This window comes from Shinella sp. NM-101, from assembly GCF_021401195.1.
In the GTDB taxonomy this organism is placed as follows: Bacteria; Pseudomonadota; Alphaproteobacteria; order Rhizobiales; family Rhizobiaceae; genus Shinella.
Map to the genome: position 1 here is coordinate 26,607 of NZ_JACBFT010000021.1, position 24,977 is coordinate 51,583.

Here is a 24,977-nt window from a genome sequence, read left to right on the forward strand (position 1 = left end):
GAGGCTCGGCATATTAACATCGCCCCCGCACAGCAAACTAGCGGAGGCATCCATGACTACCACTCAACTGAAGCCGGTTACCCTTAGATGGCCGATCGAAGACTGGTCGCATCGAGCGTGCGTCGCGTCCCTGATCGAGGTGATGAAGACCGAGGGATATGCTGCCAGAAGCATATGCTCGACGCTAAGGGTGATCAGCGCATTTCTCGTCTGGAAGAACGGCGGTGGCGAAAGCGATCCGCAGCGCCTCGACTATCACGATATCGATAAGTTCGTCGACGAGAGTGCTGCTGCAGGCACGCTGCGGAACGGCGAGCGTCGTGCCCTCCGACGCTTGCAGAATGACTTGCTGAATGCTGGCGTTCTATCTCGGCCTCCCGTGCCGGATGATCCAATCGGCGACACGTTAGCCTCATATGCGGGAAGCCTACGCCGCAGGGGCTATGCGATGCGATCGATCGCATCGCATATCTGGTTCGGCCGCCAGTTCCTAGAATCAACCTGGGAGAAGCACGCTGGCATTTCTCAAATCACGCACAATGACGTTCGCAAGTACCTTGCCGATCGTTTCGATGGCTATAGTAGCGCGACGGCGAACATAATGTGCTCGCGGTTGCGCGGCCTACTTCGGTTTCTGCAAACGGTTGGACTTATACAGGAAGATCTCGCCTCTGCCATTCCTAGCGTGAGGGACCTCCGCCTGAGAACGCTGCCGACATTCATGACACCCGATCAGCTGGAGCACGTCTTGCTGACGTGTGATCGATCGACCGTTGCCGGCCGTCGGGATTATGCAATCCTGTTATTGCTTGCTCGTCTTGGACTCCGCGCCGGCGAGGCGGCATTACTCACACTGGACGACATTGATTGGCGAGCGGGGTTGCTCCGCGTGAAGGGAAAGGGCGGGAGGATCGCATCCATGCCCCTCCCGCAGGATGTTGGAGAGGCGATCTCCGACTACATTCTGCGCGGACGCCCGTCGTCGGGCAGCCGAACCATCTTTCATAGGGTTGAGACGCCAAATACCCCTTTCCGGTCCGCCTCGACGGTATCCCTTATCGCTGGGCGGGCGCTGAAGCGCGCTGGGATTTCGGGATTGCGATCACGCTATGCGCATGTGTTCAGGCACACATTCGCGACCATCGCGATACGATCAGGAGCCAGCCTGACGGAAGTCAGCCAAGTGCTTCGCCACAAAGAACCCGACACGACGCGGATTTACGCAAAGGTAGATATGGAGGGGCTTCGTTCCCTGTCGCGGCCTTGGATGGGGACACTGCTATGACAGATCTGAAGAACGCCCTTGAACAATACCTGTCCTTGCGACGCTCTCTCGGATACCATTTGACGACCCAGGAGAGGCGCCTTCGCAACTTTGTCGAATATGCTCAGGTGTGCGGCGAACCATACATTACATCGAAGCTTGCGGTGGAATGGGCAGGTCATCAATGCGGCCCGGCAAGCTGGTCTTCGCGCCTGTCAACGATCCGTTCCTTTGCGCGCCACGTCGCGGTGGTCGAGCCAAGGACGGAAGTTCCACCATCCGGGATTTTCCCGCCTCAGCGTCGACCGCGTCCCTATATCTATTCGGACGACCAGATTTCCGACCTTCTCGCGACGATGCTCGTCTTGCATCCGAAGAGCTTGCGAGGTCGAACCCTCCACTGCTTCTTCGGTTTGATCGCATCATCCGGTCTGCGTTTTTCGGAGGCCTTCCTGCTTGAGCGAGACGATGTGGATCTCAATGCCGGCATTTTGACGATCCGGCAGACCAAGTTCGGAAAGAGCCGAATAGTGCCTCTGCACCCGACCACGACGGAAGTTCTCGCCCGCTACGCGACGGAACGTGATGTCAGCCCAGCGCGGCGGGCTGGCAGGCTCTTCTTTACAGGTGTTTATGGCCGCGCCCTTAACCATTGGAATACCTGTGATGCCTTTGTCACCTGGACGCGGAAGGCCGGATTGCGTGCGCCGGACTCGCGGCAGGGGCCACGGATTCACGATCTTCGGCATACCTTCGCGGTGCGCGCCCTGTTGAACTGGTATGAACAGGGGGAAGATGTCGCGCGGAGGTTGCCCGAGCTTTCGACGTATCTGGGACACACGCATGTTCGGGATACCTATTGGTATTTGTCGGCCCATCCGGCTCTGCTCAATCACGCGAAGCTGCTGCTCGAAGCAAGCTGGGAGGCGACTGCATGACCAATCCTCTTCCCCGCCTGATCGAACGCTTCTTCACCCAGCGCCTTACGCGCCAGCGGAACGCCAGCCCGCATACGATCGCCTCCTATCGCGACACCTTCAAGCTTTTCTTGAAGTTTGCGCATCGCCGGACCGGCGTTGCCCCTTCGGACCTTCGCCTCGATGCGTTCGATGCCGACCTCGTGGTCGCCTTCCTTGACGATCTCGATTTGGAGCGTCGCGCCAGCCCCACGACCCATAATCTCAGGCTCACCGCCATCCGGGCATTTTTCCGCTTCCTGGCATTTGAAGAGCCAACCTATGGTGGACAGATCCAACGGGTTCTCGCCATCCCCGGCAAGATCGGCTCGAAGCGGGAAGTTCAATATCTGGTCCGAACCGAGATCGAAGCCATCCTTGCGGCTCCCGACCGTCGTTCATGGATCGGCCGCCGCGATCACGCCCTGCTGCTAACAGCCGTGCAAACCGGGTTGCGGCTCTCCGAACTTGTGGGCCTTGACCGCAGCGCCGTCACACTTGGCGCTGGCGGTCGAATCCGATGTTTCGGGAAGGGGCGGAAAGAGCGCATTACGCCAATCACCAAGCTTTTGAACGGCGCGCTCAAAAATTGGATGGAGGAATCGCAAAGGACGAACAGCGACGTACTCTTTCCGACCGTGCATGGTGCTCGGATGAGCGCTGATGCAGTGCAGTATCTCTTGGCGAAGTACGTGGCGAAAGCAGCGGAGCGGTGCCCTTCGCTACGAGCCAAGCGCATTTCCCCGCACGTCCTCCGACATAGCGCCGCCATGGAACTATTGGGCGCAGGCGTCGATACGACGGTGATATCGTTGTGGCTTGGACACGAGTCTACGCGCTCGACCCAGCCATATCTTCATGCCCATCTTGCCATCAAGGAAGCGGCGCTCGCAAAGGTACAGCCGTTCGAAGGGACAGCTTACCGCCGGTTCAAGGCGGATGACACTCTGCTGTCGTTCCTCGACCAGCTCTGAACATCTGATCCGAATGATGTCGTGGCATAAGCCGCGGCATCAATTCATCGCCAGCCGCATTGACATCGGCAACATATCCGATATTCTGGATATATGGATAGTAACACTGCAATCGCGGCGCTTGGCGCCTTGGCCCAGACCACGCGGCTGGAGACCTTCCGGCTTCTCGTTCGGCACGAGCCCGACGGCATCCCGGCCGGCGAACTGGCCCGCCTCATCGACGTGCCGCAGAACACGATGTCGGCGCATCTCGCGACGCTTTCGCGGGCAGGCCTGGTCACGAGCGAGCGGCAGAGCCGATCGATCATTTATCGCGCCGACCTCAACGGCCTGCGTGAGCTGACGCTATTCCTGCTGAAGGACTGCTGCGGCGGATCGACGGAGCTTTGCGCCCCGCTGATCGCCGAATTGGGGCCTTGCTGCAGCCCGGAGGCGAAGGTGTCATGAGCACGATCAGGCTGGAGCAGATCACAGGCAGCGATGCTGACCTCAAGGCGGCGTTGACGGACGCCCGTCTGCCCACCGACGACATCGAGGATGACGGCCGCACCTTCTTCAAGGCGCTGTCATCGGATGGCCGAGTTCTGGGTTTCTCCGGCGTCGAGCGCTGCGATGGCGACTACCTCCTCCGTTCCGTCGTCGTGCATCCGGATCGACGCGGAACCGGCCTCGGCAAAGCCGTCGTCGAGGTGACTGTGGCGAGTCTCGACCCTGGCGGCGGCGTCTTCCTCGCAACGACGAGCGCGGCTTCCTTCTTCGCGAGCATCGGATTCTCTGAAGTGCAGCGGGACAGCGTGCCTGCTGCGGTGCTGGCAACACGCCAGCTTTCCTCCATCTGCCCATCATCGGCGACCATCATGAGGCTCACAAGGCCGCCGACCTAACCACGGACCACGACCATGACCGACAAGACCTACAACGTGCTGTTCCTCTGCACGGGCAATTCCGCTCGCTCTATTCTCGCCGAATCCATCCTCAACAAGGAAGGTGGCGGACAATTCAAAGCCTTCTCAGCCGGCAGCCAGCCGAAGGGCGAGGTCAACCCGCATGCCCTGAAGGAACTGGAGGCACTCGGCTATCCATCGACGGGCTTCTCGTCGAAGAGCTGGGATGTGTTCGCGGAGCCCGGTGCTCCACAGATGGATTTCATCTTCACGGTCTGCGACAGCGCCGCCGGCGAAGCTTGTCCGGTCTGGATCGGCCATCCGATGACGGCCCATTGGGGCGTCGAGGACCCGGCAGCCGCCGTCGGATCGGACGTCGAGATCCAGCGTGCTTTCGCCCAGGCCGCACGCTTCCTCAAGAACCGCATCACGGCCTTCATCAACCTCCCGCTTGCCTCGATCGATCGCATGGCGCTGGAGACCAGGCTCCGCCAGATCGGTGCGATGGAGGGTACGACCAGCCCCGAAGGAAAGTCCGCCTGATGTCCACCTTCGAACGCTATCTCACCATCTGGGTCTTCCTTTGCATCATCGTCGGCGTGGCCCTTGGCCATTTAATGCCCGGTCTCTTCCAGATTATCGGCGCGGCCGAGGTCGCCAAGGTGAACATCCCCGTGGCGATCCTGATCTGGCTGATGATCATCCCGATGCTGCTGAAGATCGATTTCCGGTCGCTGGCGCAGGTCGGCACTTACTGGCGCGGCATCGGCGTGACCCTGTTCATCAACTGGGCGGTCAAGCCGTTCTCGATGGCGCTGCTCGGCTGGCTGTTCATCGGTTGGCTGTTCCGACCCTATTTGCCTGCCGACCAGATCGATTCCTACATCGCCGGGCTCATCATCCTGGCCGCCGCGCCCTGCACGGCCATGGTATTCGTCTGGAGCAACCTGACGCGCGGCGAGCCGCTGTTCACCCTCTCGCAGGTCGCGCTGAATGACGCGATCATGGTCGTCGCCTTCGCCCCGATCGTCGGCCTGCTGCTAGGCCTCTCCGCCATCACCGTGCCGTGGGACACGCTCGTTCTCTCCGTCGCCCTCTATATCGTCGTACCCGTCATCATCGCGCAGCTCATCCGCCGGCGGCTCACCGCAGACGGAACGATGCGCGCACTCGATGGCATGCTCGCAAAGCTCCAGCCGGTCTCGCTGTTGGCGCTCCTCGCGACGCTGGTTCTGCTCTTCGCCTTCCAGGGCGAGCAGATCATCGCCCAGCCCGCCGTCATCGGCTTGCTCGCCATCCCGATCCTGATCCAGGTCTATTTCAACTCCGGGCTTGCCTATCTCTTGAACCGAATGACCGGCGAGCGGCATTGCGTTGCCGGGCCATCGGCTCTGATCGGCGCCAGCAATTTCTTCGAACTCGCGGTTGCCGCCGCCATCAGCCTGTTCGGCTTCCAGTCCGGCGCGGCACTCGCAACCGTCGTCGGCGTGCTGATCGAGGTTCCAGTGATGCTGTCGGTCGTGTGGATCGTGAACCGCTCGAAGGATTGGTACGAGGCTGCCCCCGCCGTTTCCCGAACCACCGTTACCGAAAGGCACTGACCATGGACGCCACCATCTACCATAACCCCGCCTGCGGGACGTCACGCAACACACTGGCGCTGGTCCGCGCGGCCGGGATCAAGCCTGTTGTCATCGAGTATCTGCAGAATCCGCCGACGCGCGAGCAGCTTGCGACCATGATCGCAGACGCTGGATTGACGGTTCGGGAAGCCATCCGCGAGAAGGGCACGCCCTATGTGGATCTCGGTCTCGACAACCCGGGCCTGACCGATGACCAGTTGCTCGATGCGATGGTCGCGACGCCGATCCTCATCAACCGTCCCTTCGTTGTGACCCCGCTCGGCACGAGGCTGGCCCGCCCGTCCGAGGCCGTGCTCGACATCCTGCCCGATACCTTCAAGGGGCCGTTCTTCAAGGAGGATGGCGAACAGGTTCTCGACCAGGAAGGAAAGCGCATTGCCTGACACGTTCCCCGCTTTGCAGGATCAGCACCTGCGCACGACCGACGTCGATGCCCTGCGCCCTTCGTACTCGACGCACAAGCCCCGCATCCTGATCCTCTACGGCTCCCTACGCGAGGTGTCATATAGCCGCCTGCTCGCGTTCGAGGTCCGCCGGCTGCTCGAACGCCTTGGATGCGAGGTTCGTATCTTTGACCCGAAGGGCCTGCCGCTGCCTGACGAAGCGCCGGTGAGCCATCCGAAGGTGCAGGAGCTGCGCGAGCTTTCGCAATGGTCGGAAGGCCAGGTCTGGGTGAGCCCGGAACGTCATGGCGCGATGACCGGCATCATGAAGTCCCAGATCGACTGGATTCCGCTCTCGGTCGGATCGGTTCGGCCGACGCAGGGCAAGACGCTCGCCGTCATGGAGGTCTCGGGCGGGAGTCAGTCCTTCAACGCGGTGAACCAGATGCGCATCCTCGGCCGCTGGATGCGGATGATCACCATTCCGAACCAGTCCTCGGTCGCCAAGGCCTATCAGGAATTCGACACCGACGGTCGGATGAAGCCTTCCTCCTATTACGACCGTGTGGTCGACGTCTGCGAGGAGCTGGTGAAGTTCACCCTCCTCACGCGCGATGCTTCCGCCTATCTCACCGACCGCTACAGTGAGCGCAAGGAACAGGCGGCCGAGCTTGAGAAGCGGGTATCGCTAAGGTCGATCTAGCCCGGCCTTCGGCCGTCCCGTCGCCAACGACAGTGTTGAATGAACCAAGACTGTTCGTAGCGATCCGTGGTCGGGAGCCATCGGTCTATATGACGCGCTCTCTGGGATAAGGGAAACGTCAACGCAGCCATCGCCGCGTGGTGTTCGAGCACAGGGCAGCGTGATATAAGCGGGAACCGGGTCGATTAAATTCCACCCGCTGGGCATGCAACAACGACGGGTATCCAAGGCGATATGAGCAAGCGTCCCCAAAGACTGCCTTCATACGATCGGTGTGACGACGACGCCTAGCTTTCGGCGGTCCACCACCTTCGTTTGAACCTTCTTTGGAGATAGTCATGTCCTCGCTTTCGCCTCGTGTGGCGATTGTAGGGGCGTGTCTGTGCTGGGCTCTTGGTACGATTCTCAGCAAGACACTCCTCTCGTCGTTTCCACCTGTCACAATTCTTCTTTTTCAGCTCGTGCCGAGCGTCATCGCACTTTGGCTGGCGGTTGCTTTCACCAAGCCGGATATTCCAGCCACCCGTTTGTTGTTGCCTATCGGCTTGCTCGGCCTTCTCAATCCCGGATGGGCCTACACATTCAGCATGTTCGGCCTTTCCCAGACGAGTGCGAGTGTCACGGCCTTGCTCTGGGCCTTCGAGCCTATTCTCATCCTCGGCCTTGCCTGGATATTTCTCAGGGAACGAATTGATCGCCAACTCGTCGGCCTCGTGGCTCTAGCGACGTGCGGGATTTTGCTGGTCAGCGGCGTCTGGAGTGGCGAGCCGTCTTCAGCCGTGAAGCTGGGGACAGCTCTGATTCTGGCGGGCGTGCTTTGCTGCGCGATTTACACGGTCCTCGCGCGCAATCTCATCGCCGATCCGCTCTACACGGTCGCCGTCCAGCAGACCGTGGCTCTCGGCTGGATGCTCGCAATCTGGCCGCTTGAACTGTCCCGGGTCGATCTATCGGGCGCAGCCGCCGTACCGGTCCAGGACATCGCTACGATCATTCTCTCGGGACTGCTCTACTATGCGCTTGCCTATTGGCTCTATCTGTACGCGCTCCGGTCGATGCGGGCGAGCGTTGCCGGCAGCTTCTTCAACCTCATTCCGGTGTTCGGGATCATCGGGTCGTTCCTTTTCCTGGGCGAGCGCCTCATCACCCTGCAATGGTTGGGAGCCGCGCTGATCATCGGCGTGGCGATGGTGGTTCTGCGGCGGGATGCGGATGAACTTCCTATCGAGGAAGCCCAAAGCATGGGTGCCTCGCAACGATCCCACCCCCTGTCGATGCTCGACGAACACCAACTTGATGATATCGGACTGACTCGGAAACAAGCATCCGAGGTCGACAAAAGGAGTATTGCTCGACAAAAGCCGTGACGCGGCCAGGCATCGACGATGCCCGTTGGTTGCGGTCAAATTGACGGGCTCGGTGTGGCGACGAGGCTCCGCTTCGTCGCCATCGCCACCGCGACAAACGCCGCAACGCCGATCGAGCCGAGCGCGGCGCTCAAGACGAGTGACGCGCCTATGCCGAACTGCTCCATCGTCGCCGCGAAGGTGAACGGCGCAGCCGCGCCGGCGGCCAGTCGTGAGGCGGCCATCTTGCCGGTGAGCGCACCGTATCCGTCCGAACCGAACAGGTAGAGCGGCAAGCTGCCCTGCGCGATGCTGTTGATGCCCGACCCAAGGCCGAGGCAAATCGAGAAGGCAACCGCACCGGGGAGCCAGTTGCCGGACAGCGCCAAGATGACGACGCTCAGCACCATGAAGACGGCGGAGAGAACCGCAAGACCGGGCGGCGCGAGCCGCGTGCCGAAGATCATGTTGATCAGTCGGCTGAGAACCTGCGCCGGGCCGAACAGCGAGCCGATGACGACGGCGGCGCTTCCGAATCCAAGCGCACCGAGCATCGGCACCATATGGGCGAGCATGGCTCCAAGCGTGAAGCCGAGCAGCGCGAATGCTGCCGAGACGGCAAGGACAGCGCCGCGGCGGCGCTCGCGAGGAATGGCCCCAACGACGGGCTCGCGCATCGGCCTCATTCCGCCGGCGGCTGCGACCTTTCCCTTTCGCACGATCCAGAGGTGGAACGGCATGCAGACAAGAAGGTTAAGCCCGGCATAGACGAGGTAGATTTCCCGCCAGGACAGATAGCCGAGCAGTGCCGTGGCAATCGGCCAGAAGATCGTTGAGGCGAATCCTGCGATCAGCGTGAGATAGGTGATGCTCCGTGATGCGGAGCGGGGATCGGCTTCCACCAGTGCCGCGAACGCGGCCTGATACTGGACCATGCCGGACGATATCTCTAACAGGACAATGGCCAACGCGAAGACTGCCACCGACGGCGACCAGGCGCACAAGATCAAGGTCAGCGCGGACAACGCCGAGCCGATCGCCATTACCGATGCCGCGCCAATGCGATCCATCTGCCGCCCTATGTACGGCGCTGACAGCCCGCCAACGAACAGCGAGGCCGAGAAGACGGCAAAGACCTGTGCGACGGTAATACCAAGATCCGCCGCCATGCCGGGCGCCAGGATGCTGAAGCTATAGTAGAGGGTGCCGTAGCCGATAATCTGGGTCAGGCCGAGCGCGGCGACGATGCCAACGGGAACGTTCGGATTACGCAACGACGTCGCCCTCGCTCTGGTCAGCATCCGTCTTGCAGCATCCCTCGGATCGCTCCACGCCCTCGCGGACCATCGGGTGGCCGGCGCAGCAGTCCTCCATGAGGAATTTCACGAGATCGGCCAGCGCATCGTAGCTGGCACTGTAGACGATCGAGCGGGATTCCCGTCGCTGCGCGATGAGGCCAGAGCGCTCCAACTCCTTCAGGTGGAAGGATACATTCGAGGGCGAGACGCCCATGCGCTCGGCGATCAGGCCGGCGGCCAACCCGTCCGGTCCGGCGACGACCAGCGTTCGGACGATAGCGAGGCGGGTTTCCTGCGACAGGGCCGCAAATGACGTGAGGGCTTGACGTTCATCCATATTTCAATAATCCTTGAATCATTGAATGATAGGAGTAGCGCACATGAATGCGATCGACAAGGCTGTTTCCTCCGATATCACGCTTGGCCAGCTTCTCGACGGGCTGGCGGCTGCGCCCGAGGCGCCGCTCGTGTTTCTCTACGAGGGGCAGCCGGTGAAGGCGGGCTATCATGTCACCGAGGTCAAAGCGGGTGCATTCTCGGCGCTCGATTGCGGCGCCAACCCAGAAGCCTGGTCGGAGATGTTCGTCCAGCTCTGGGATATAGACGAGGACGGCAGGAACCACATGCCGGCGGGGAAGTTCTCCGCGATCATCCGCAAGGTTTCGGATCACGTCCGGCTCGATCCGGCTGCCAAGCTCACCTTCGAGGTCAGTGACGGAAGTCGGCCGATGGCGCTGTATTGCGCGTCGTCGCCGCGATTGGCTGGGGATCGGTTCGAGGTGGCGCTGGCTGCTCGGCCGTCGAGCTGCAAACCGCGTGAGCGCTGGCTGGCTGACCAAGCAACGGCAGCAGGTTCCTGCTGCGGGCCGGCGACAGCCAGTTCGAAGTGTTGCGCCTGAGCTTCTCTGAGACCTGCATCTATGCCGAGCCTCCGATCCTGACCTACTTGAAATCTCGGGCTTTCGGGAACGGGTTCGGCATAGTGTCAGGCTCGGGATAAGTACCCGACCTTTTGATCGATCGACTAAAGGTCAAGAGCCGGAACTTTCATTAGTTGCCACCTCGAGCCGACCATTGCGGATCGAATCGAGCGCAGTTGCAGCTGACGCCGAGGAGCCTTGTAGGTCTTACCTACTAGGCAGCGACGTCACCAATCAGCGACCCAGCTGGAATATTCCATTCCTTGCTGAGCTTTCGGATCTGTTCGAGATTGATTTCGCGTTTGCCGTTCAGAAGATCGGCAGCCCGCGCTTTAGAGCCGATAACGGCTACCAGATCCGCACGAGTGTAGTTGTTAGCGGCCATCACCGACTTGACCACCTCGACCGGGCTCGCAGCCGGGATTGGATAGTTTTTGCCTTCATACTGTTCGATCAGAAGAACGAGCGCGTCAAAATGAGCCGCTTCTTCAGTGCCTTCTTCAGGTTCGTTCTCGAAATACGGCCGAACTTCCTTCAGTGCGGCATTGTACTCGTCTTCGCTCTGAAGGGTTCGGAAAGCTTTCAAATTCAGCATGTCGACTTCCTCACATCAGAGTTTTGCGACGTCAATCGCGTCATACTGGGCATGCGTCCCGACAAACAGAACGAAAATCCGCTTCGTCCGAAATGCGACCAAACCCACAACGCGATATTTGTTGCCACCCACATCGAAAATCACTTTGTTGCCCGCGACGATGTCGGCCGAGTTGAAAGTTTTCTTCAGCTCACTGAAGTTGCTCCAGCTTGCCTTTGATGCGGTGGCATACCATTCCGTCATCGCCGCTTCAGCAGTCTCTCTTGGCGCTCCTTTCGGCAGGTCGCTCCAGAAATTGACCAACGCGGACTTAGCGATAACGTTCACGTTGGCTCCTATATATCGCGTTCCCAATCTGGAAACAAGCTCAAAATTCCCAATTTGGAAACCAGTATCCGAATCCTAATTTGCGCCGCATAAAATCTCAGTCGGTCTTGCCGATCAACCCCATCCAGTCCACACGAAAACGCACATGGCCACGGTTCTGCGCCACGGCCATGAGCGCCGTGTGAATCACTTGTCGATCAGAAACTTCAGGAAATCGGCTCTACCGGATCGTCAAAGCGGGCGGCGGTTCGTCGCCCATGACGAGGTCTCATGCCACCTGGCGTCCGTGGTTGAACCTCAACGCCCAGGCGCCGATGGCCTGGCTATTGTCAGCGCGTATTGCTGTCAGCCGGGAGAAGCCCGGCACGAGTGTCGGCTTCGCGTCGAAGGTCACCGGGATCGAATAGATGTCCGCCGCGTAACGGTTCTGGAACCTAGCCTCGGCCTTTTCGACGAAGGTCGGCCCGATATCCCAAAAATCGAAAGCAGGAGGAGGACGATCAGGGTGCCCGCGACAACCAGCGACGTGCCGATGGGGGTTATCGAGGAATTGAACGCGGTCGCGAAAGGATAGATCGTCGAAGGCAGAAGGATGACCAACGCGAAGAGGGTCTTTTCCCACCAGAACCTGGGTGCGCGCGGGAGGTCTTTGGTCGCTTCGGTCATATCGCTTCTCCGAATTCCATTTTCGATGAAAAACATAGAGTAATGCGGGTGGCGGATCAATTACCGATACCGCCTTTAAGGCGAATATCGTAACGTTATATCATATCGCATAAGATACCTTATGGAACTAACCCATTGATTTATTGCCCCAATTAATGGCCTTTCGGCAACACACACACCGATCTGCGACCACGCCCTATGTCGAAACAAGGGAGCCGCTCTTCGGCTGATGCGCAAATTGTTGAAGAGCCAAGTTGTTGCGCCGCGCGTGATGGTGACAGACAAGCTGCGTTCTTATTCCGCCGCAAAGCGAGAGATCATGCTGGGGATCGAACACCGTTCGCACAAAGGGCTCAACACCCTCGCAGAAAATTCTCACCTTCCCGTTCGACGACGAGAGCGACGCATGATGCGGTTCAAGTCGGCAGGTCAATGCCAACGTTTCGTCTCAACCCACGGCCAAATTGCCAATCTTTTCCAACTTCATCGAAAACACCTGAATGCCGCTGATCATCGCCAACTCCGCGCCCTCGCCAGCGCCACCTGGCGTGAGATCGCGTTGCCGATCCAAGCCTGAAATTCAGGACAAAGAAATGATTGCGTCCTACGTCAGGTTAAGGCGACGCCACCGCCGCGAGCACCCGGCGCGCTCAGCGAGGTCGGCCTCCGTCCAGCCTCTCGCCTTGCACGCTGCCTGGATCTCGGCGGCGAGCAGCTTCAGCGCCGAGCGGCTGCCGAGGGTCAGTGCTGCAAATGGCTTGGTCTTGTCTGCCATGGCATACCTGATTGGTGATTATGCGTATTGTAGCATATACACCCTCTAGGCAGCGCATTGCAAATGTGCGGTATTCGGAATATCCCAAGAAAGGCATTAGGCGCATCAATGTATGTGTAAACATACTTTTTGGGCGCCTTTAACAAGGGACTCGTCCGAGACTATGCGCTTAGTTGACTAGGTTCTCGTTTCTCATCTCGACTGGATTCCGATAATGAATGTTATCGGAAGTCAAGGCGGCAATGGATGCATATCCGTGATTTGAACCTAAGCTCGGGCCGGTTCACTACCGCTAGCGAGAACGCAGGGGTATAAAGCGATTGTCATCAGAATATTTGAAGGCTGGCGGGCACTTTTGCGCCTGACCCTGACGGTCGGCACGCATCTGTCGAGCTCGCCTATTCACTTTTTACGGCGCTGCCCGAGCCCCATTTCCCTGGCGAGACGCGAACGAGCTTCGGCATAGGCCGGGGCGACCATCGGGTAGTCGGCGGGCAAGTCCCACTTCGTGCGGTATTCTTCCGGGGTCATGCCGTAGTGGGTCATCAGGTGGCGCTTCAACGATTTGAACTTCTGACCGTCTTCCAGACAGATTATGTAGTCGTTCTGCACGGACTTCTTCACCGGGACCGGTGGCTTCGGCTTCTCGGTGACGACCGGCGGCTCCATCGCGGCTGAAGGCTGCGTCGTATTGTTGAGCGCGGCATGTACATCGGCGATCAGGCCCGAGAGTTCCGAAACCGGCACGACATGATTACCGACATAGGCGGCGACGATGTCGGCGGTGAGCTCGACAAGAAGATTGGTACTTACGGAATCAGGGTGGGTTTCGGTCATCGGTCTCTCCGTTCGAATAGCGTCTGGCAGCTATCAGCGGACTCAATTCGTGTCAAAACTGGGTCTCACCCGTGGTGTTTTCCATTTCTGAACGGATTTTCCGACGCGCAGTCTTTCCCTGCTCCAGGATTGAATAGCGTTTTCAGCATCATCGTCATGTGGAGATGTCATGGATCGTTACAATTGTTCCCTTTTGGGGCACCTGACATAAAGATTTTCACGGCATGGAGGAAGGCAACGAAATGGAGTGCCTCATGCCCGATACCGATATCCAGATTGAACTTGAACGGAATGATGCTTTCGGTGCCGAGGCAGGTCTGGATGCGGAAATCGAGGCGGAGGCCGATATCGGCGCGGCGCTTCAGCAAATGGAAGTTCCACCTCTCGATCCCGCGGTCGCCATGCTCGCCGAAGTGCGCGAACGTGACATTCTTCTGGAAAAACTGCGCAAGGCTGCCCTCAAATCCCGCGAGGATCAGACGACGGCCTTTCTCGGCCTGTTGACGCGCGTGCAGCAACTTTGCGCCAAGGTGCCCGAAAAGCGCGAGCAGATCGCGATGATGACGAGCGATTGGCGAATGTCGCGCGCCGAAGCACACCGGCTCCTGCGTTTGCGGCATCTGTCGGACGAAGCCAAGGCGTTTTATACGGAAGCCTGTGTGACGCCGGAGATGATTGTTGCACTTCAAAAGTCGGCGCCGACTGTTCGCGAAGAAGCCCATCTGCTGATCGGGGCCGGCCGCGTGCTGCATACGACCGACCTTGCGCGGATGCGCAAGCGCCGTGACGCGGTCAATCCCGCCGCGCGTCGTGCGATGCAGAGCAGGAAGTTGCGAGCGCTGATGGCCAAGATCGGCGCGGGCCACTTGAGCACCTTCAAGACGCGTCTGCAGCGAATGGTGCATCTCCTTGCGCGAGGCTATCTCATGGATTGCGACCGTCACGAGCGGCGGGCGGAATTCCTTCGAAAGGCAGCCATGAGTTCTGCCAGCCTTCTTCTTCGAGAGTTCGATGCCCTGTTCCCGGTTGATCTGCCCGATATCAAGGATTGGTATGATATCGAGCCGGAAGATTGTGCCGGTCATCTCGCCAGGGCGCGGTTCGGCTTTGAGCGGATGAGCCAGGGCGACTTTCTACTGGCCGAATTCACCTACAACGATTGGGGGCCGATCAATATCAACCTCATCTGGGCGCTTGCCTGGCTGGCTGATGTCGACGTTTCTCATCTTCCGACAGAGTGGCCGGGCGATGCCGATCGCGAAAAAGCCTGGGAGGAAGAGTGGGCGGGATACCATTCCCCTGACGAACCGACACATCTGACCTCGCTGGAAATCTGCAGCGGTGCCGGTGGCGCAGCGATTGGTCTTCATGCCGCAGGCTTTGAATCGGTCGGTCTGATGGAACGCAACAACTTTGCTGTTCGAACGCTCATGGCCAACCCCCGGCTCGGCCCGATCTTCCTTGCGGATGTTCGCCACAAGGACTTCGCACCCTACGTCGGCAAGGTCGATCTCTTTGCCGGCGGTGTACCGTGCCAACCCCACTCCGTGTTGGGCAGGCAGGCGGGAGAGAACGATGAACGCGACCTCTTTGGCAGAGCGATCGATATTATCCGCGAAGTCAAGCCGCGCGCGGTAATGCTCGAAAACGTCCTTGGGTTTGGTCAGCGGCAGGCTCATGCCTACCGAGCCAAAATCTTTGCTGATTTGTTCGAAGCTGGCTACGATGCAGAACTTTTCGCGATCAGCGCCGATGAGTATGGGCTGGCGCAAGCACGGCCCCGGCTCATTCTTGTCGCGATGCGCGACGGCCTCATGAGCCGCTTCAAGAAGCCGCCGGTGCTGACGGCGGAGCCGGTAACTCTGGGCGAAGCACTGCATGACCTGATGGCGGCGAACGGCTGGCCTGGAGCCGATGCATGGGCAGAGTGCGCGAACGAGCGTGGCCCGACGCTTGTCGGCGGCTCGGAAAAGAGCGGGAACCAGGGCTTTTCCTCGGGTCTCCAGCTTGACGATTGGGCGGCTCGGCATATCGATGCGAAACGCATTGCACCTGATGCGCCGGGACCCGATACACCTCTCAAACATACGCCGGGCCTGACTTTGCGTATGGGGGCGAGGCTGCAAGGTTTCCCGGACGCCTGGGTCTTCGAGGGGAATTCGCGCGAGCAGCGCCGGCAGATCGCGAATGCGTTCCCGCCGATCATGGCCTGCGCCATTGGTCTTGCCATCCGGGAAGCCTTGACCGGGAAGCCGGCGAACTACGAGGTCGAGCTGTCGCAATCCCGGATTTCGGCTGTTGGGAAAATGAAGCGCCCAGGTTCCGAAGCGGAGGCGAAGGCAAGGGAGCTGGATCTTCCTCTCGGCGATGCGGCCGATCTGAGTCTTCACGAGTTTGCTTCAGCGCTCGTACCGAGGCTCATCGGCCGCGAGAGGCCCGAAGAGCTCGAAGTATTCGAGCAGTTGATCGACAAGTCCGGGATTAAGCTCGTGAGGCAGTACTGCAAGGCGTCGCGGCCCAAACGTGCCGCCATGGATATCAGCGAGCTTCCCGAGGAGACGAGAACAGTGCTGGCGACAATGGACAAGAAAGCGTTCAAGGCATTGTCTCAGGCCAGAGATTGGTCGATCAGGAGGTTCATCGATGGAAAGGCGCACGGAATCACGGACGTGCCCGGTATTGGTACCCCTGCCCCGCTACCGACGGCCTGACGATCACATCGCTCGTGACAGAACCACGTCCAGATAGCTGGGCCAGGCCTGTCGAACATAAGGGCCCGCCGATTTGGCGGGCTCACAATGGCATACATGCTCTCCCTGTATCTGACAAAACAGGAGTGAAGGGTAGCACACGGCAGCTTGCTTCGATGGCATCGCTGTGAACCGTTGTCCTCAACTCGGGGTGTCAGTCTATAGAGGATGATCACGAAAGACGGTTTTCGCCAGTTCGTCGGCGATCTCTGTCTGGCCGGCTTCGGCCGCGAAGAGAAACGCAATGCCATCAAGCGCCGCCATGACGTCGTCATCGTCATGAAATCCGTCACAATCGTCCGTCCCAGCATATGGAAGGGCACGAAACTCAGGGCATGCCCGCAGAACGTCCTCGAGGAAATCATCTCCGGCGCATGCGTCGAGCGCGGTGTCACCGCAATCTGTCTTCGAGAGAACATCGAGCGCGTGAACGACGGTATTCGGCAGCATGGCTTCGTTCTGGGCGACGAGGTGCAGATAGGCCGTTTCGCGATAGAGCGCGGTGTGCGCGGGCATGTCGTCGCACCACTCCTGAATGACGTCGTGGAAGACCTTGTCACCGATACGGTCCATGGAGGTGAGTTCCACCACCCGGCGTTCGATCTCCGCGCCGTTCGTATTGTGAGCGAACAAATACGTCATGGCCTGAACCTCGTTTTGACTTCGCAGAATCCGGCCGGAACCGTTGTCGATGATAATGTAGCCTCTTTTCATTGATCGTTCTCCTGATTGCCCCTTGATGCGGCGGGTGTTGAGCAAGAGCTGGCTTCTGCCAGACTGCGATAGTGGTCCGCTCCGGAGGCGGGTGCGCTTCCGGCTCGGTCGTTTGGCGTCTGGGAAGGCTGAAGGGTCTTCGGATGGCCGGTGCGGCGAACCGGCGCCAGGCCACTTCAGATCGTAACGAAGGACCTGCGATTTTGGTGCGACTGCTCTTTATTGGCCGGACCGAGCTTCTGGCCAGGGCAAGAGGCCCGGGCGGCGCCGACAGCCGGTATCGCATTGTCCTGTGCGGGCGCGCTGGTCACATCGCACCCGCATGGTCTGGATAGACGATCTCCGAAATAACTCCGGCCGCCGCTGTCAGGCTCCCCATCTGCGCGATGCGCTGCATCGCGTCCTGTTCGGACATGTCGATCTCGTAGGAGTATACGCCTCGACCGAGTTCGCATGCGTGCGGCCCGGCGGCCTTCACTGACGACAATCGGAAGACCGTAAACCATGGCCAGCCTTTGTCGTCCGCATTCGGAGCATAAAGAGCCACGACGGGTTCTCCGTAGTCCTTGTTTCGATTGACTTTGCTGGTTGTAGCGTCCGGCCCGCGCTCGAAATCGAGACCGCCGTCGCGCAGCGGAATGGGCTTCGCGAGCGCTTCCCGACGCGCGCGGTTCTCCTCGGGCGTCTCGACATACCAGACTTTCCAGGCCTGCGGCCCCGAGAGGCCGAGCACTGCCGGCATCCTGCCGACGCACAGGTCGGGCAGACCGGGAAGGAACCCAGCATACCACTTGACGGGCAACCACTCCTGGATGGGTTGCCTGATCCAGATATTATCCATTTGCGCCACCCCGTTCCTCGACCGTAGCTCTGGCTTTCGGCAGGTCGATGATTAATTGGTTCCCCTGCGATTCAGCACCGCGCTTGTACAACGCGGGTGTCATTGCTTCAGCCATATTTCTGAGTTCCTTAATTCGGAGTTGGAGCCTTCGAGAGGCTGTGTTCTGTTGGTCCGCCGGTTGGCGTGCCCCACCCGGCAGGTTCCCCATGTGCGGTTCAGATGGACTGGCGACTGGGGAAAATCCCGCGCGAGTGGCGGACATTCTACGGGGCGGGGTGTTCGACGCGACCTCATAGCCGGAAGCTGGCCAGATAAGTGCCATATGTTGCAACCAGCTTCCCGTCCTGAGCGGCGTAGGGGTAAGCAGGCATTGCATAGATGGGGTATTCCACCTTGCTGGACCCCTCGGCATTCCTTGCTGCTCTCGTTGTCGCGAGATGATCCGGATCAATGCTGTTGATGAGCGCTTTGAGGGCCGGTTGCATCTCACGCGTGTCCAGGTCGAGACCGAGATCCTCCGCCGTGCCGAACGCGAGGGTCTCGAGATGATCCGTGACGACCAGAACCGAGCCGATAGTCCTGGTGTAGGCGCGGCAGGCATGTCTCATGCACGCGACTACATCGCTTTCCGAGGTCCTGGTCTTGGGATAGTGCATCCGCAGAATGCCGGGTTCGGTCACCGGCGTGATATGTTTCGCGATCAGGCCCTCGGTCATTTCGGGGATCGGACTGCTCAGAGCTGCGCGCTCCATGCGGTAGATGCTGTCGATGCCGGGAATCTTGCGGCTCATTCGGTTTTCCTTTCGTCCATCGTGTTCGATATGAAAAAGCTGTCGTGGCTCGCAATCCACGTCAAGCGGCTGCAGACGTTCGAGATGTCGAATTTTGACGAAAGTACTTGGGTTTCGGCGAGAGTCGGCGACTTAATCTGGTTTTTCTTGCGCGCCGACATGTTGAAAATCCGGGATGTTCATGAGGGTGTCCGAGAAGAGAGTGAGTATCCAACTTTTTTCAAACGCCGGTGTGTTTTTTGTTGTGACGTTATGGTGAATTGTTTTTTGAGCACATACCTCAAAAACTATTTTCCTGCTGTTGACCTTGAGTATCTTGATCCGACTTCGATTGTTCTTAGGTAGTGGGTGCCGGCTGACCTTCTTACTTGCAACAAACCGAAGGAACGGTCGCCATAACGCGCGAGTGCCAGAAGAAAAATATCCGCGTTTTCGATCAAGCGAGGCTGCTCCGGCTGTGCGGCAGCAGGGATATCGGAGTCGCGCGGCGGCCATCGCCGAAGTCGAGAAATCCGCGGACCTGCCGCAGCTCGGTCGGGAACCGGAGGGAGAAATCTTGTGGGAGGACCTTCATCATGACGCCGTCGGCTATACCCGAAAAATCCTTCTGACCACCGACGGATATCTCTGGTCGGTCACGCATAATTCCTCGGACGGTGCTTCGTGGGGTGATTACAATTGCGGATACAACACAACCGGTCGCCGGCTTCCGGCGACGGATGAGCTGATCGCAAGGATCAGATGGAAGCCACAGGCGGCGGCGTAGCCATCGCTGTCCTCTGCTTCCCCCTCGTTCTCCCGGCTTGCCGGCAAAAGCCCGAGCGCGGATTTGTCGGTTGCGGCCGGTGAAGCGACAGTCTGCTTGTAACGCAAGGGAGACTGTTATGCTTTTGAGGATGGCTGCTGCGATAGCGAGGTTCGTTGGTACGATCGGGAAGGGAGCGTGGAACTCCTTGCCGTCGGCGGGGAAATGGTTGGACGACATCGTCCGCTGGCCGTTTTCCCTGCTGTTCGGCGGCGGATCGCCGCTGCCTGCCTATGAGCCGAACTTAACACGGGCGGACGTCGTTGACGAGTTCAGGAAGGCACGCCAGGCCGCGGCCGTGGAGGTTCTCGGACGGGATATCGTCGCCACCGTCCGAAAATTCTGCGCCGCGCCGAAAGCCGAACGGGCCACGATGAACCTTCGGGGTGTCGATACCGGTGCAATGGCCTTTCTGCTGACCATGGGCGAAGATGAGCTCAATGCCCTGTCCAGGGCAAGCGAGCCGGCGATCCGCAAATTCTGCCTGGGCAAGCAGCACGGTATTCACGGGGTCCCTATAATCGGGGTGCATCAGCCGAACCCGATTGATGCGAGGTCGCCGAGATCGTCGCCGGATCGTCGACGTTGGGACGACGAGGCGCGCCTGCGCGGCGCTGTCGAAAGCCAATTCAAGGTCGGCTGATGCCGCAGTCACGGCCTTGAACAAGGATGAAGCCGGTCGGACATTGTCTAGCCGGCTTCATCCTTCTCGTCTGTCCCGATTGTCGCAGGCGAGGAGGAAGCCGCGAGTTATACTGGAATGGAACTTTTTAGTATAACGGCCGCTTGCTTGTGTGTGGCGGCCTGGGTGCAGTTCACGGATCAGCAATGAAACGATCGCCGCGACGGAAATGTAATAATATTATTTTGAAATTTTTGTTTACAGCAATGCTTTTTCCTCTTGCCGATGATGGAAATTAGCGGAACACTTTCTTTGTTGAATTATATTTTGCACCAGGAGAAGCGCATGTACGCCCACCAATCAAAAGAAGGCACGACGGTAAAACTTGTCTTGTCCGCCAAGGGGAAACCCAGCCTGAGAGATGCGATATATGCAATCGACGTCATGAAAACGGTTGAGAAGGCCGTCGAGGACTTCGTCGACGGCCTCCACGCCGGAGAGCTGGATTCGCGGACATATCGTCGCCCTGCCCTGTCGCTCTCTCACCGCCGGTTCATCCTCGGTGACCAGGACGAGTTCGACCGCGTCTCGCCCTCCCCTTTCATTCGCGACATCGTTCTTCTTGGCGGGATGGAGGGCTGGACCGGGGCCGCCGTGAAGGCGCGGCTTCTCCATGACGAGGTGACGCTGCGCACCAATCTCATGATGCTTTCGTTCCGCCTTCGCGAACTCGATGATTTCGGCGAGAAGCCCGACATCAGGGAGGACTACGAAGACATGCTCGCGGAAACGCTGGATAGTCTCGGCGTCTATCGCCATGCGGCCTGATCGCGGGCAGCGCCGGATCGGGTGGAAGGGCTATCCGGCCATCCGTCGATTGAAGGGAAGGAAGGCGAGCACCAGCAGGCTCACCCAAGCCTTGCCGATCACTTGACCTTCAATGAAGTCCAGCGAGCCGAAAGCCAGCCATAGGAAGATAACGCTGTGCACGATCGAGCCGGCCAGTCCGCTGAGAAAGACAGCCGGCATCAGGCTGCGTTTGCGCAGCGGTGCGTAGGCCGCAAAGTCCGCCAGTTCAGCCAGGACGAAGGCGACCACGGATGCGACGACGAGTGCCGGCGCGGCGAAGATGGCCGACAAGACGCCGCCGATGGCAATGGCGACAAGGGCAACTGGACCCCTCTAAAAACCCCCCCTTTTCGGCAAATCGTGATTCAATCCGACATGCGTGATTTGGCGGGAGCAGATGATGCGGGGACAGCCTGGTTTCTTTGATCTGGACGAGCGTTATGAACGGCTGAGCGCCGTGGGCGATCCGCTCGAGAAGCTGAATGCCATCATCCCGTGGCCTGTGTTCGAGAAGCCGCTGGCCAAGGCGCTGAAGCGATCGGATGGATCAAAGGGCGGGCGTCCGCCGTTTCCGGCGGTGCTGATGTTCAAGATCCTGGTGCTCCAGGCGCTCTATAATCTCTCCGACGACCAGGCCGAGTTCGTCATCCAGGACCGGCTTTCGTTTATGCGGTTCCTGGGGCTCGGCCTTTCCGACAAGGTGCCGGACGCCAAGACGATCTGGCTGTTTCGCGAAAGTCTCGTGCGAGCCGGTGCCATCGATAATCTGTTCGCTCGCTTCGACAAACATCTCTCGCGGTCCGGGTATCTGGCCAAGGGCGGGCAGATCGTCGATGCGACAATCATCCAGGCTCCGAGGCAGCGCAATAATCAGGAAGAGAAAGACGCGATCAAAGCCGGCGGGATACCGCAGGACTGGAAGGAGAAGCCCGCCAAGCTTGCCCAGAAGGATCGCGATGCGCGTTGGACGGTGAAGTATTCCAAGGCGAAGCAGCCGAGGGAAACGCCGACATCAGCGCCAACGAAGACCCATGACATCGCCATTCCGATGTTTGGTTACAAAAATCACGCGGGCATCGACCGGGCACATGGCTTCATACGGGGATGGACGGTGACAAGTGCGAGCGCCCATGACGGTGCCCAACTCCGGAATGTCGTGACCAAGGACAATACCGCCTCAACGGTCTGGGCCGACAGCGCCTACCGATCCAAGACGAACGAGGAGTGGCTGGTAAGGAATGGCCTGAAGTCGGACATTCATCAGCGAAAGCCGAAGGGCAAGCCAATGCCGGAAACGACGTCGCGGGCCAACGGGCGACGATCCAAGATCAGGTCCGCTGTCGAGCATGTCTTTGCAAGGCAGAAGGATAAGATGAAGCTCTTCATCAGGACCATCGGGATTGGAAGGGCCAAGGTGAAGATTGGCATGGCCAATATCGCCTACAACATGCTCCGATACGTCTTCCACGAAGGTCGCCATGCCGCCGCATGACGACGGCCGCCCCGCAAGGGGCGGGAATGCCAATACAGACAGTTCAAATATCACCACCGAGAGCGGCGGTAGGCTCACATCGCCCCGTCAATGCAGGAAATCGGGGTAAATCGAGGTGTCCAGCTCTTGAGCCGCCAACCTCGTGAACGGCATCCAGCAGCACAAACGACGCACCGAGGACAAAGGCACCGCTGGGGGCATCGAGGCCGAAGCCGACCGGCAGGAGGCAAGGTCCGCCGGGCGCGCATTCTGTTCCGACGTTACCGGTCAGCCAGCCTGCAAGCGGCACGGCGGTGGCGAAGGCCGTGACAAGAGCGATAACTTTGGGCTGCATCGATCAGGCTCCTTTGCGATGTGAAGATTCCGGGCGCGCGTATGCGCGCAGGGTCGTGCCGGTGTTTTGCAACCCTGGAAGCCGGACAGGTGTGGTGAGAGACGAGGCCGGCCGGACAATCGTCCGGCCGGTGTGTTTATCCCGGCAGTTCGTCGCCGGGGTCGGGTGGCATGCCTGGAACACGGTCGAGGATCGCCAGGGCTTTCGCGACGACGACATCGATCTCGACGCTCTCGCCGCGGTCCAGTTGCGCGAGGCCTTCGGCGACATCCGCTGCCTCGGCGCGCGCCTCCCGGTTTTCGCGGAACAGGGTCGCAAAGATGCTCGCCTGCTCCCTCACCTCCTCCTCGGGCGGCTGCGGCATCGGCAGCCCCGCATCGCCGAGTGCGACGAGGAGATTGGCAGAGTCCTGCAAGCCGAGTTTCCCGGCGGCTGCACGCGCCGACAGATGCCCTCGCGAATATTGCTCGAGAATTTCTCGCTTGATCACCTTCAGCATGCCTTGGTGATTGTCCGGCTCCTCGTAGGCCATATCCCCGAAATGCTCGCGGATGAGCTGCCATTCAGCGTCCGTGATGTCGCTCATGCGCGCGCCCGCAAAGCATCGATCACCTGCTGGCGCTGCTGGCAGGCGGCGCGGAGCTGGGCGACCTCGGCCTCGAGTTCGGCAACCAGGCCGACGGCGGTGCGGGCAAGGTCTTCCATTTCGTCGGCGTGGCAGATGGCTGCGGACAGCGCGTCGCCATATGCACGATGACGGCGCGCTTCGGCGGCTGCGTCGAGACCGGCGAGCAGGCCCTGGGTGAGCGACATCACACCGCCTGCGATCAGCGCCATGCCGGCCATGTTGCCCATGGCGGCGCCGTAAGCAGGGTTCCCGAAATTCGCCATCGCAACCTCCGTCTGTCGCTTCTGCCGACTGGTATGCCGGGCTCGGGACTCCCCGGCAAGCCGGCCGACGCGGATATCGCGATCGACTGGTTAACCCGGTGTGAGCCCGATGACCGATGGGAAAGAGGTCGTGGTGCCGACGCATAAAACGCTGCGTCGGTAAACGGATTCGGGAATAGCCGTTCCCGGCAATCGAGGGGAAAGGTGATGCGCACCGGTGTCTTTGGCGAGCTTGATTTCAGGAGGCTGGCACGCACGAAGGTCCGTCAGGGTGCTTCGCGCAGTCTTTCTGAATGCCCTGATGTTGCCGATCTCGATATCCCGAATACTCTTCGGAAAATAATTGCTTACCTATGTTTTGCGAACGGATTTGCCGATTTCCGCTTCCGATATTGTTTCGGGTGCTGGCGTGGGTCCGTGCGAGGGCTGCCGATGTTCGGAAATCACCGGCTCGACCCGGACTCCGGCTCCCGGGCCTGTCGGCATGAAGTCCGGCATCACGGCGTTGATGAACCTGTCGCCCGAGCTGCATGTTTTCCTTCGGTGAAGATCGCCGGCATCGGCATGCCCGGCCACGTCGCCATGGCCGCCGGGCATGCGTGCCGGGCGGGGCCGAACGTCGATTAGAACGGTATGTCCCGCTCAGGATCGATCGGTGCCTGCTCGTCCGGGTCGGCGAGCCGTTTGCGCTCGTTTTCCTTCGCCTCCTCCTCGCGAGAAAGCCGTCGCAATGCTTCCCGCGCGATGCTGGCGGAGAAGTGGTCCCTGACCTGCCAGAGCAAATCGTAAGAATCAAGGGAATGGCCACTCCACGATTCGTTGAAAGCGCTGAGGAGAAGCGCCAAAAGTGCCCAGGGCTCTTTCCTGGCCGAACTTGCGACGTCCATGATCGTCGCGCCATACTGGACGCACGCGGCATATTCGTCATCATCCCGTTCGCTCATCGGATGAGCGAAGTTAAGATAATTGGTGCCGAACCGCAGCTCGAGGTCATGGTCATACATCGGGGCTGTCTTGAGGTCTTCGTCCTGCCTGTCGATGTTTTCGACAAATCCTTCGATGTACTCGGCAAGCTTGCGGAAGTGGAGATAGGCAGGGTCATCGTCATCGCGGAATATGGGTCGGAATTCGAGTGCGTTGGTCATCATATGGCTCCTTCTGGTCCTGTTGATGTGGGGTGAGGTACTGCGTCGCCGACGTGAAGGCCGGCGACGGAAAGGCGAGCGATCTCGACCGCTGGCGAGTGCTGCGGCTGGACAGGTCGAAATCGCGTGGGTGCCGCAAATGCGCGGCCGTGAAGCTGAAGCGGAGGCCGAC

31 protein-coding genes and 1 pseudogene are annotated in these 24,977 nt (G+C 59.7%); 18 read left to right on the forward strand and 14 right to left on the reverse strand.

Going from position 1 to position 24,977, the window contains the following annotated elements; translation table 11 throughout:
* Positions 1–52 precede the first annotated feature (52 nt).
* The 10 genes from L0976_RS25240 to L0976_RS25285 all read left to right on the forward strand — a co-directional run bounded on the left by L0976_RS25240 (position 53) and on the right by L0976_RS25285 (position 8,174).
* Positions 53–1,285 (forward strand): tyrosine-type recombinase/integrase, encoded by a 1,233-nt coding sequence (locus L0976_RS25240; RefSeq protein WP_151652262.1) that lies wholly within the window; start codon positions 53–55, stop codon positions 1,283–1,285.
* Positions 1,282–2,202 carry a tyrosine-type recombinase/integrase gene (locus L0976_RS25245; protein WP_234189703.1) on the forward strand — a complete coding sequence of 307 codons (921 nt, stop codon included), beginning with the start codon at positions 1,282–1,284 and terminating at the stop codon, positions 2,200–2,202. Before L0976_RS25240 ends, L0976_RS25245 begins: the two co-directional genes overlap by 4 nt.
* The gene (locus L0976_RS25250; protein ID WP_151652264.1) at positions 2,199–3,194 is read left to right on the forward strand and encodes a tyrosine-type recombinase/integrase; all 996 of its coding nucleotides are present in this window, start codon (positions 2,199–2,201) and stop codon (positions 3,192–3,194) included. Before L0976_RS25245 ends, L0976_RS25250 begins: the two co-directional genes overlap by 4 nt.
* Before the next feature lie 93 nt (positions 3,195–3,287).
* Positions 3,288–3,641, forward strand: a complete 354-nt coding sequence (locus L0976_RS25255; RefSeq protein WP_151652265.1) for a helix-turn-helix transcriptional regulator — start codon at positions 3,288–3,290, stop codon at positions 3,639–3,641.
* The gene (arsN2, locus tag L0976_RS25260) at positions 3,638–4,078 is read left to right on the forward strand and encodes an arsenic resistance N-acetyltransferase ArsN2 (protein WP_151652310.1); all 441 of its coding nucleotides are present in this window, start codon (positions 3,638–3,640) and stop codon (positions 4,076–4,078) included. The genes L0976_RS25255 and arsN2 overlap by 4 nt, the downstream gene beginning before the upstream one ends.
* A gap of 15 nt (positions 4,079–4,093) precedes the next feature.
* Positions 4,094–4,621, forward strand: a complete 528-nt coding sequence (locus tag L0976_RS25265; protein ID WP_151652266.1) for an arsenate reductase ArsC — start codon at positions 4,094–4,096, stop codon at positions 4,619–4,621.
* The gene (gene arsB, locus L0976_RS25270) at positions 4,621–5,679 is read left to right on the forward strand and encodes an ACR3 family arsenite efflux transporter (RefSeq protein WP_151652267.1); all 1,059 of its coding nucleotides are present in this window, start codon (positions 4,621–4,623) and stop codon (positions 5,677–5,679) included. Before L0976_RS25265 ends, arsB begins: the two co-directional genes overlap by 1 nt.
* Before the next feature lie 2 nt (positions 5,680–5,681).
* Entirely contained in the window at positions 5,682–6,104 is a 423-nt protein-coding gene (arsC, locus tag L0976_RS25275) for an arsenate reductase (glutaredoxin) (RefSeq protein WP_151652268.1), read from the forward strand.
* On the forward strand, positions 6,061–6,807 hold the full coding sequence (arsH, locus tag L0976_RS25280; protein ID WP_192800822.1) for an arsenical resistance protein ArsH: 747 nt from the start codon (positions 6,061–6,063) through the stop codon (positions 6,805–6,807). The genes arsC and arsH overlap by 44 nt, the downstream gene beginning before the upstream one ends.
* 338 nt (positions 6,808–7,145) lie before the next feature.
* Positions 7,146–8,174 (forward strand): EamA family transporter, encoded by a 1,029-nt coding sequence (locus L0976_RS25285; protein ID WP_151652269.1) that lies wholly within the window; start codon positions 7,146–7,148, stop codon positions 8,172–8,174.
* Between the two features lie 35 nt (positions 8,175–8,209).
* On the opposite strand, the gene arsK is transcribed toward L0976_RS25285, so the two are convergent.
* Both arsK and L0976_RS25295 read right to left on the reverse strand, forming a co-directional pair.
* On the reverse strand, positions 8,210–9,454 hold the full coding sequence (gene arsK, locus L0976_RS25290; protein ID WP_151652270.1) for an arsenite efflux MFS transporter ArsK: 1,245 nt from the start codon (positions 9,452–9,454) through the stop codon (positions 8,210–8,212).
* Positions 9,420–9,788, reverse strand: a complete 369-nt coding sequence (locus tag L0976_RS25295; protein WP_133037164.1) for a helix-turn-helix transcriptional regulator — start codon at positions 9,786–9,788, stop codon at positions 9,420–9,422. The genes arsK and L0976_RS25295 overlap by 35 nt, the downstream gene beginning before the upstream one ends.
* A gap of 43 nt (positions 9,789–9,831) precedes the next feature.
* Here L0976_RS25295 and L0976_RS25300 point away from each other — a divergent pair, with 43 nt between their 5' ends.
* A complete protein-coding gene (locus L0976_RS25300) occupies positions 9,832–10,350 on the forward strand; it encodes a DUF6428 family protein (protein WP_151652271.1) in 519 nt (172 codons plus the stop codon).
* 235 nt (positions 10,351–10,585) lie between these two features.
* On the opposite strand, the gene L0976_RS25305 is transcribed toward L0976_RS25300, so the two are convergent.
* Together L0976_RS25305 and L0976_RS25310 are read right to left on the reverse strand one after the other, a co-directional pair.
* The gene (locus L0976_RS25305) at positions 10,586–10,966 is read right to left on the reverse strand and encodes a type II toxin-antitoxin system HigA family antitoxin (RefSeq protein ID WP_234189704.1); all 381 of its coding nucleotides are present in this window, start codon (positions 10,964–10,966) and stop codon (positions 10,586–10,588) included.
* A 15-nt stretch (positions 10,967–10,981) separates the two neighbouring features.
* Positions 10,982–11,293: a type II toxin-antitoxin system HigB family toxin gene (locus L0976_RS25310; RefSeq protein ID WP_234189705.1), complete on the reverse strand. Its 312-nt coding sequence runs from the start codon at positions 11,291–11,293 to the stop codon at positions 10,982–10,984.
* A gap of 145 nt (positions 11,294–11,438) precedes the next feature.
* Here L0976_RS25310 and L0976_RS25315 point away from each other — a divergent pair, with 145 nt between their 5' ends.
* Together L0976_RS25315 and L0976_RS25320 are read left to right on the forward strand one after the other, a co-directional pair.
* Positions 11,439–11,867, forward strand: a complete 429-nt coding sequence (locus tag L0976_RS25315; protein WP_234189706.1) for a hypothetical protein — start codon at positions 11,439–11,441, stop codon at positions 11,865–11,867.
* Positions 11,868–12,161: 294 nt separating this feature from the next.
* Positions 12,162–12,536 (forward strand): annotated as a pseudogene (locus L0976_RS25320) (IS6-like element ISRsp9 family transposase); the annotation flags it as partial.
* Positions 12,537–12,563: 27 nt separating this feature from the next.
* Here L0976_RS25320 and L0976_RS25325 read toward each other — a convergent pair.
* Together L0976_RS25325 and L0976_RS25330 are read right to left on the reverse strand one after the other, a co-directional pair.
* On the reverse strand, positions 12,564–12,734 hold the full coding sequence (locus L0976_RS25325; RefSeq protein WP_234189707.1) for a hypothetical protein: 171 nt from the start codon (positions 12,732–12,734) through the stop codon (positions 12,564–12,566).
* A gap of 402 nt (positions 12,735–13,136) precedes the next feature.
* Positions 13,137–13,571, reverse strand: a complete 435-nt coding sequence (locus tag L0976_RS25330; protein ID WP_234189708.1) for a MucR family transcriptional regulator — start codon at positions 13,569–13,571, stop codon at positions 13,137–13,139.
* A gap of 254 nt (positions 13,572–13,825) precedes the next feature.
* Here L0976_RS25330 and L0976_RS25335 point away from each other — a divergent pair, with 254 nt between their 5' ends.
* Complete coding sequence (locus L0976_RS25335) at positions 13,826–16,282, forward strand: DNA cytosine methyltransferase (protein ID WP_234189709.1); 2,457 nt, start codon at positions 13,826–13,828, stop codon at positions 16,280–16,282.
* Positions 16,283–16,480: 198 nt separating this feature from the next.
* On the opposite strand, the gene L0976_RS25340 is transcribed toward L0976_RS25335, so the two are convergent.
* From L0976_RS25340 to L0976_RS25350, 3 genes are all read right to left on the reverse strand, one after another.
* Positions 16,481–17,035, reverse strand: a complete 555-nt coding sequence (locus tag L0976_RS25340; protein WP_234189710.1) for a hypothetical protein — start codon at positions 17,033–17,035, stop codon at positions 16,481–16,483.
* A 307-nt stretch (positions 17,036–17,342) separates the two neighbouring features.
* On the reverse strand, positions 17,343–17,876 hold the full coding sequence (locus tag L0976_RS25345; RefSeq protein ID WP_234189711.1) for a hypothetical protein: 534 nt from the start codon (positions 17,874–17,876) through the stop codon (positions 17,343–17,345).
* Between the two features lie 290 nt (positions 17,877–18,166).
* The gene (locus tag L0976_RS25350; RefSeq protein ID WP_234189712.1) at positions 18,167–18,667 is read right to left on the reverse strand and encodes a hypothetical protein; all 501 of its coding nucleotides are present in this window, start codon (positions 18,665–18,667) and stop codon (positions 18,167–18,169) included.
* Between the two features lie 974 nt (positions 18,668–19,641).
* Between L0976_RS25350 and L0976_RS25355 the strand changes: the two genes are divergently transcribed.
* Both L0976_RS25355 and L0976_RS25360 read left to right on the forward strand, forming a co-directional pair.
* Positions 19,642–20,115, forward strand: coding sequence for a hypothetical protein (locus L0976_RS25355; RefSeq protein WP_234189713.1), 474 nt, complete (start codon positions 19,642–19,644; stop codon positions 20,113–20,115).
* Positions 20,116–20,373: 258 nt separating this feature from the next.
* On the forward strand, positions 20,374–20,922 hold the full coding sequence (locus L0976_RS25360) for a hypothetical protein (protein WP_234189714.1): 549 nt from the start codon (positions 20,374–20,376) through the stop codon (positions 20,920–20,922).
* 30 nt (positions 20,923–20,952) lie between these two features.
* Here L0976_RS25360 and L0976_RS25365 read toward each other — a convergent pair whose 3' ends face one another.
* Complete coding sequence (locus L0976_RS25365) at positions 20,953–21,234, reverse strand: VUT family protein (protein WP_234189715.1); 282 nt, start codon at positions 21,232–21,234, stop codon at positions 20,953–20,955.
* A gap of 109 nt (positions 21,235–21,343) precedes the next feature.
* Here L0976_RS25365 and L0976_RS25370 point away from each other — a divergent pair, with 109 nt between their 5' ends.
* On the forward strand, positions 21,344–22,435 hold the full coding sequence (locus L0976_RS25370) for an IS5 family transposase (protein ID WP_234189752.1): 1,092 nt from the start codon (positions 21,344–21,346) through the stop codon (positions 22,433–22,435).
* Between the two features lie 43 nt (positions 22,436–22,478).
* Here L0976_RS25370 and L0976_RS25375 read toward each other — a convergent pair whose 3' ends face one another.
* The 3 genes from L0976_RS25375 to L0976_RS25385 form a co-directional block, all read right to left on the reverse strand.
* A complete protein-coding gene (locus tag L0976_RS25375) occupies positions 22,479–22,769 on the reverse strand; it encodes a hypothetical protein (protein WP_234189716.1) in 291 nt (96 codons plus the stop codon).
* Between the two features lie 136 nt (positions 22,770–22,905).
* A complete protein-coding gene (locus tag L0976_RS25380; protein ID WP_234189717.1) occupies positions 22,906–23,355 on the reverse strand; it encodes a hypothetical protein in 450 nt (149 codons plus the stop codon).
* A complete protein-coding gene (locus L0976_RS25385; RefSeq protein ID WP_234189718.1) occupies positions 23,352–23,660 on the reverse strand; it encodes a hypothetical protein in 309 nt (102 codons plus the stop codon). Before L0976_RS25385 ends, L0976_RS25380 begins: the two co-directional genes overlap by 4 nt.
* Before the next feature lie 207 nt (positions 23,661–23,867).
* Here L0976_RS25385 and L0976_RS25390 point away from each other — a divergent pair, with 207 nt between their 5' ends.
* Positions 23,868–24,287 carry a hypothetical protein gene (locus L0976_RS25390; protein WP_234189719.1) on the forward strand — a complete coding sequence of 140 codons (420 nt, stop codon included), beginning with the start codon at positions 23,868–23,870 and terminating at the stop codon, positions 24,285–24,287.
* On the opposite strand, the gene L0976_RS25395 is transcribed toward L0976_RS25390, so the two are convergent.
* Positions 24,284–24,805: a hypothetical protein gene (locus L0976_RS25395; RefSeq protein ID WP_234189720.1), complete on the reverse strand. Its 522-nt coding sequence runs from the start codon at positions 24,803–24,805 to the stop codon at positions 24,284–24,286. The two genes, L0976_RS25390 and L0976_RS25395, sit on opposite strands and share 4 nt — an antisense overlap.
* Positions 24,806–24,977 lie beyond the last annotated feature (172 nt).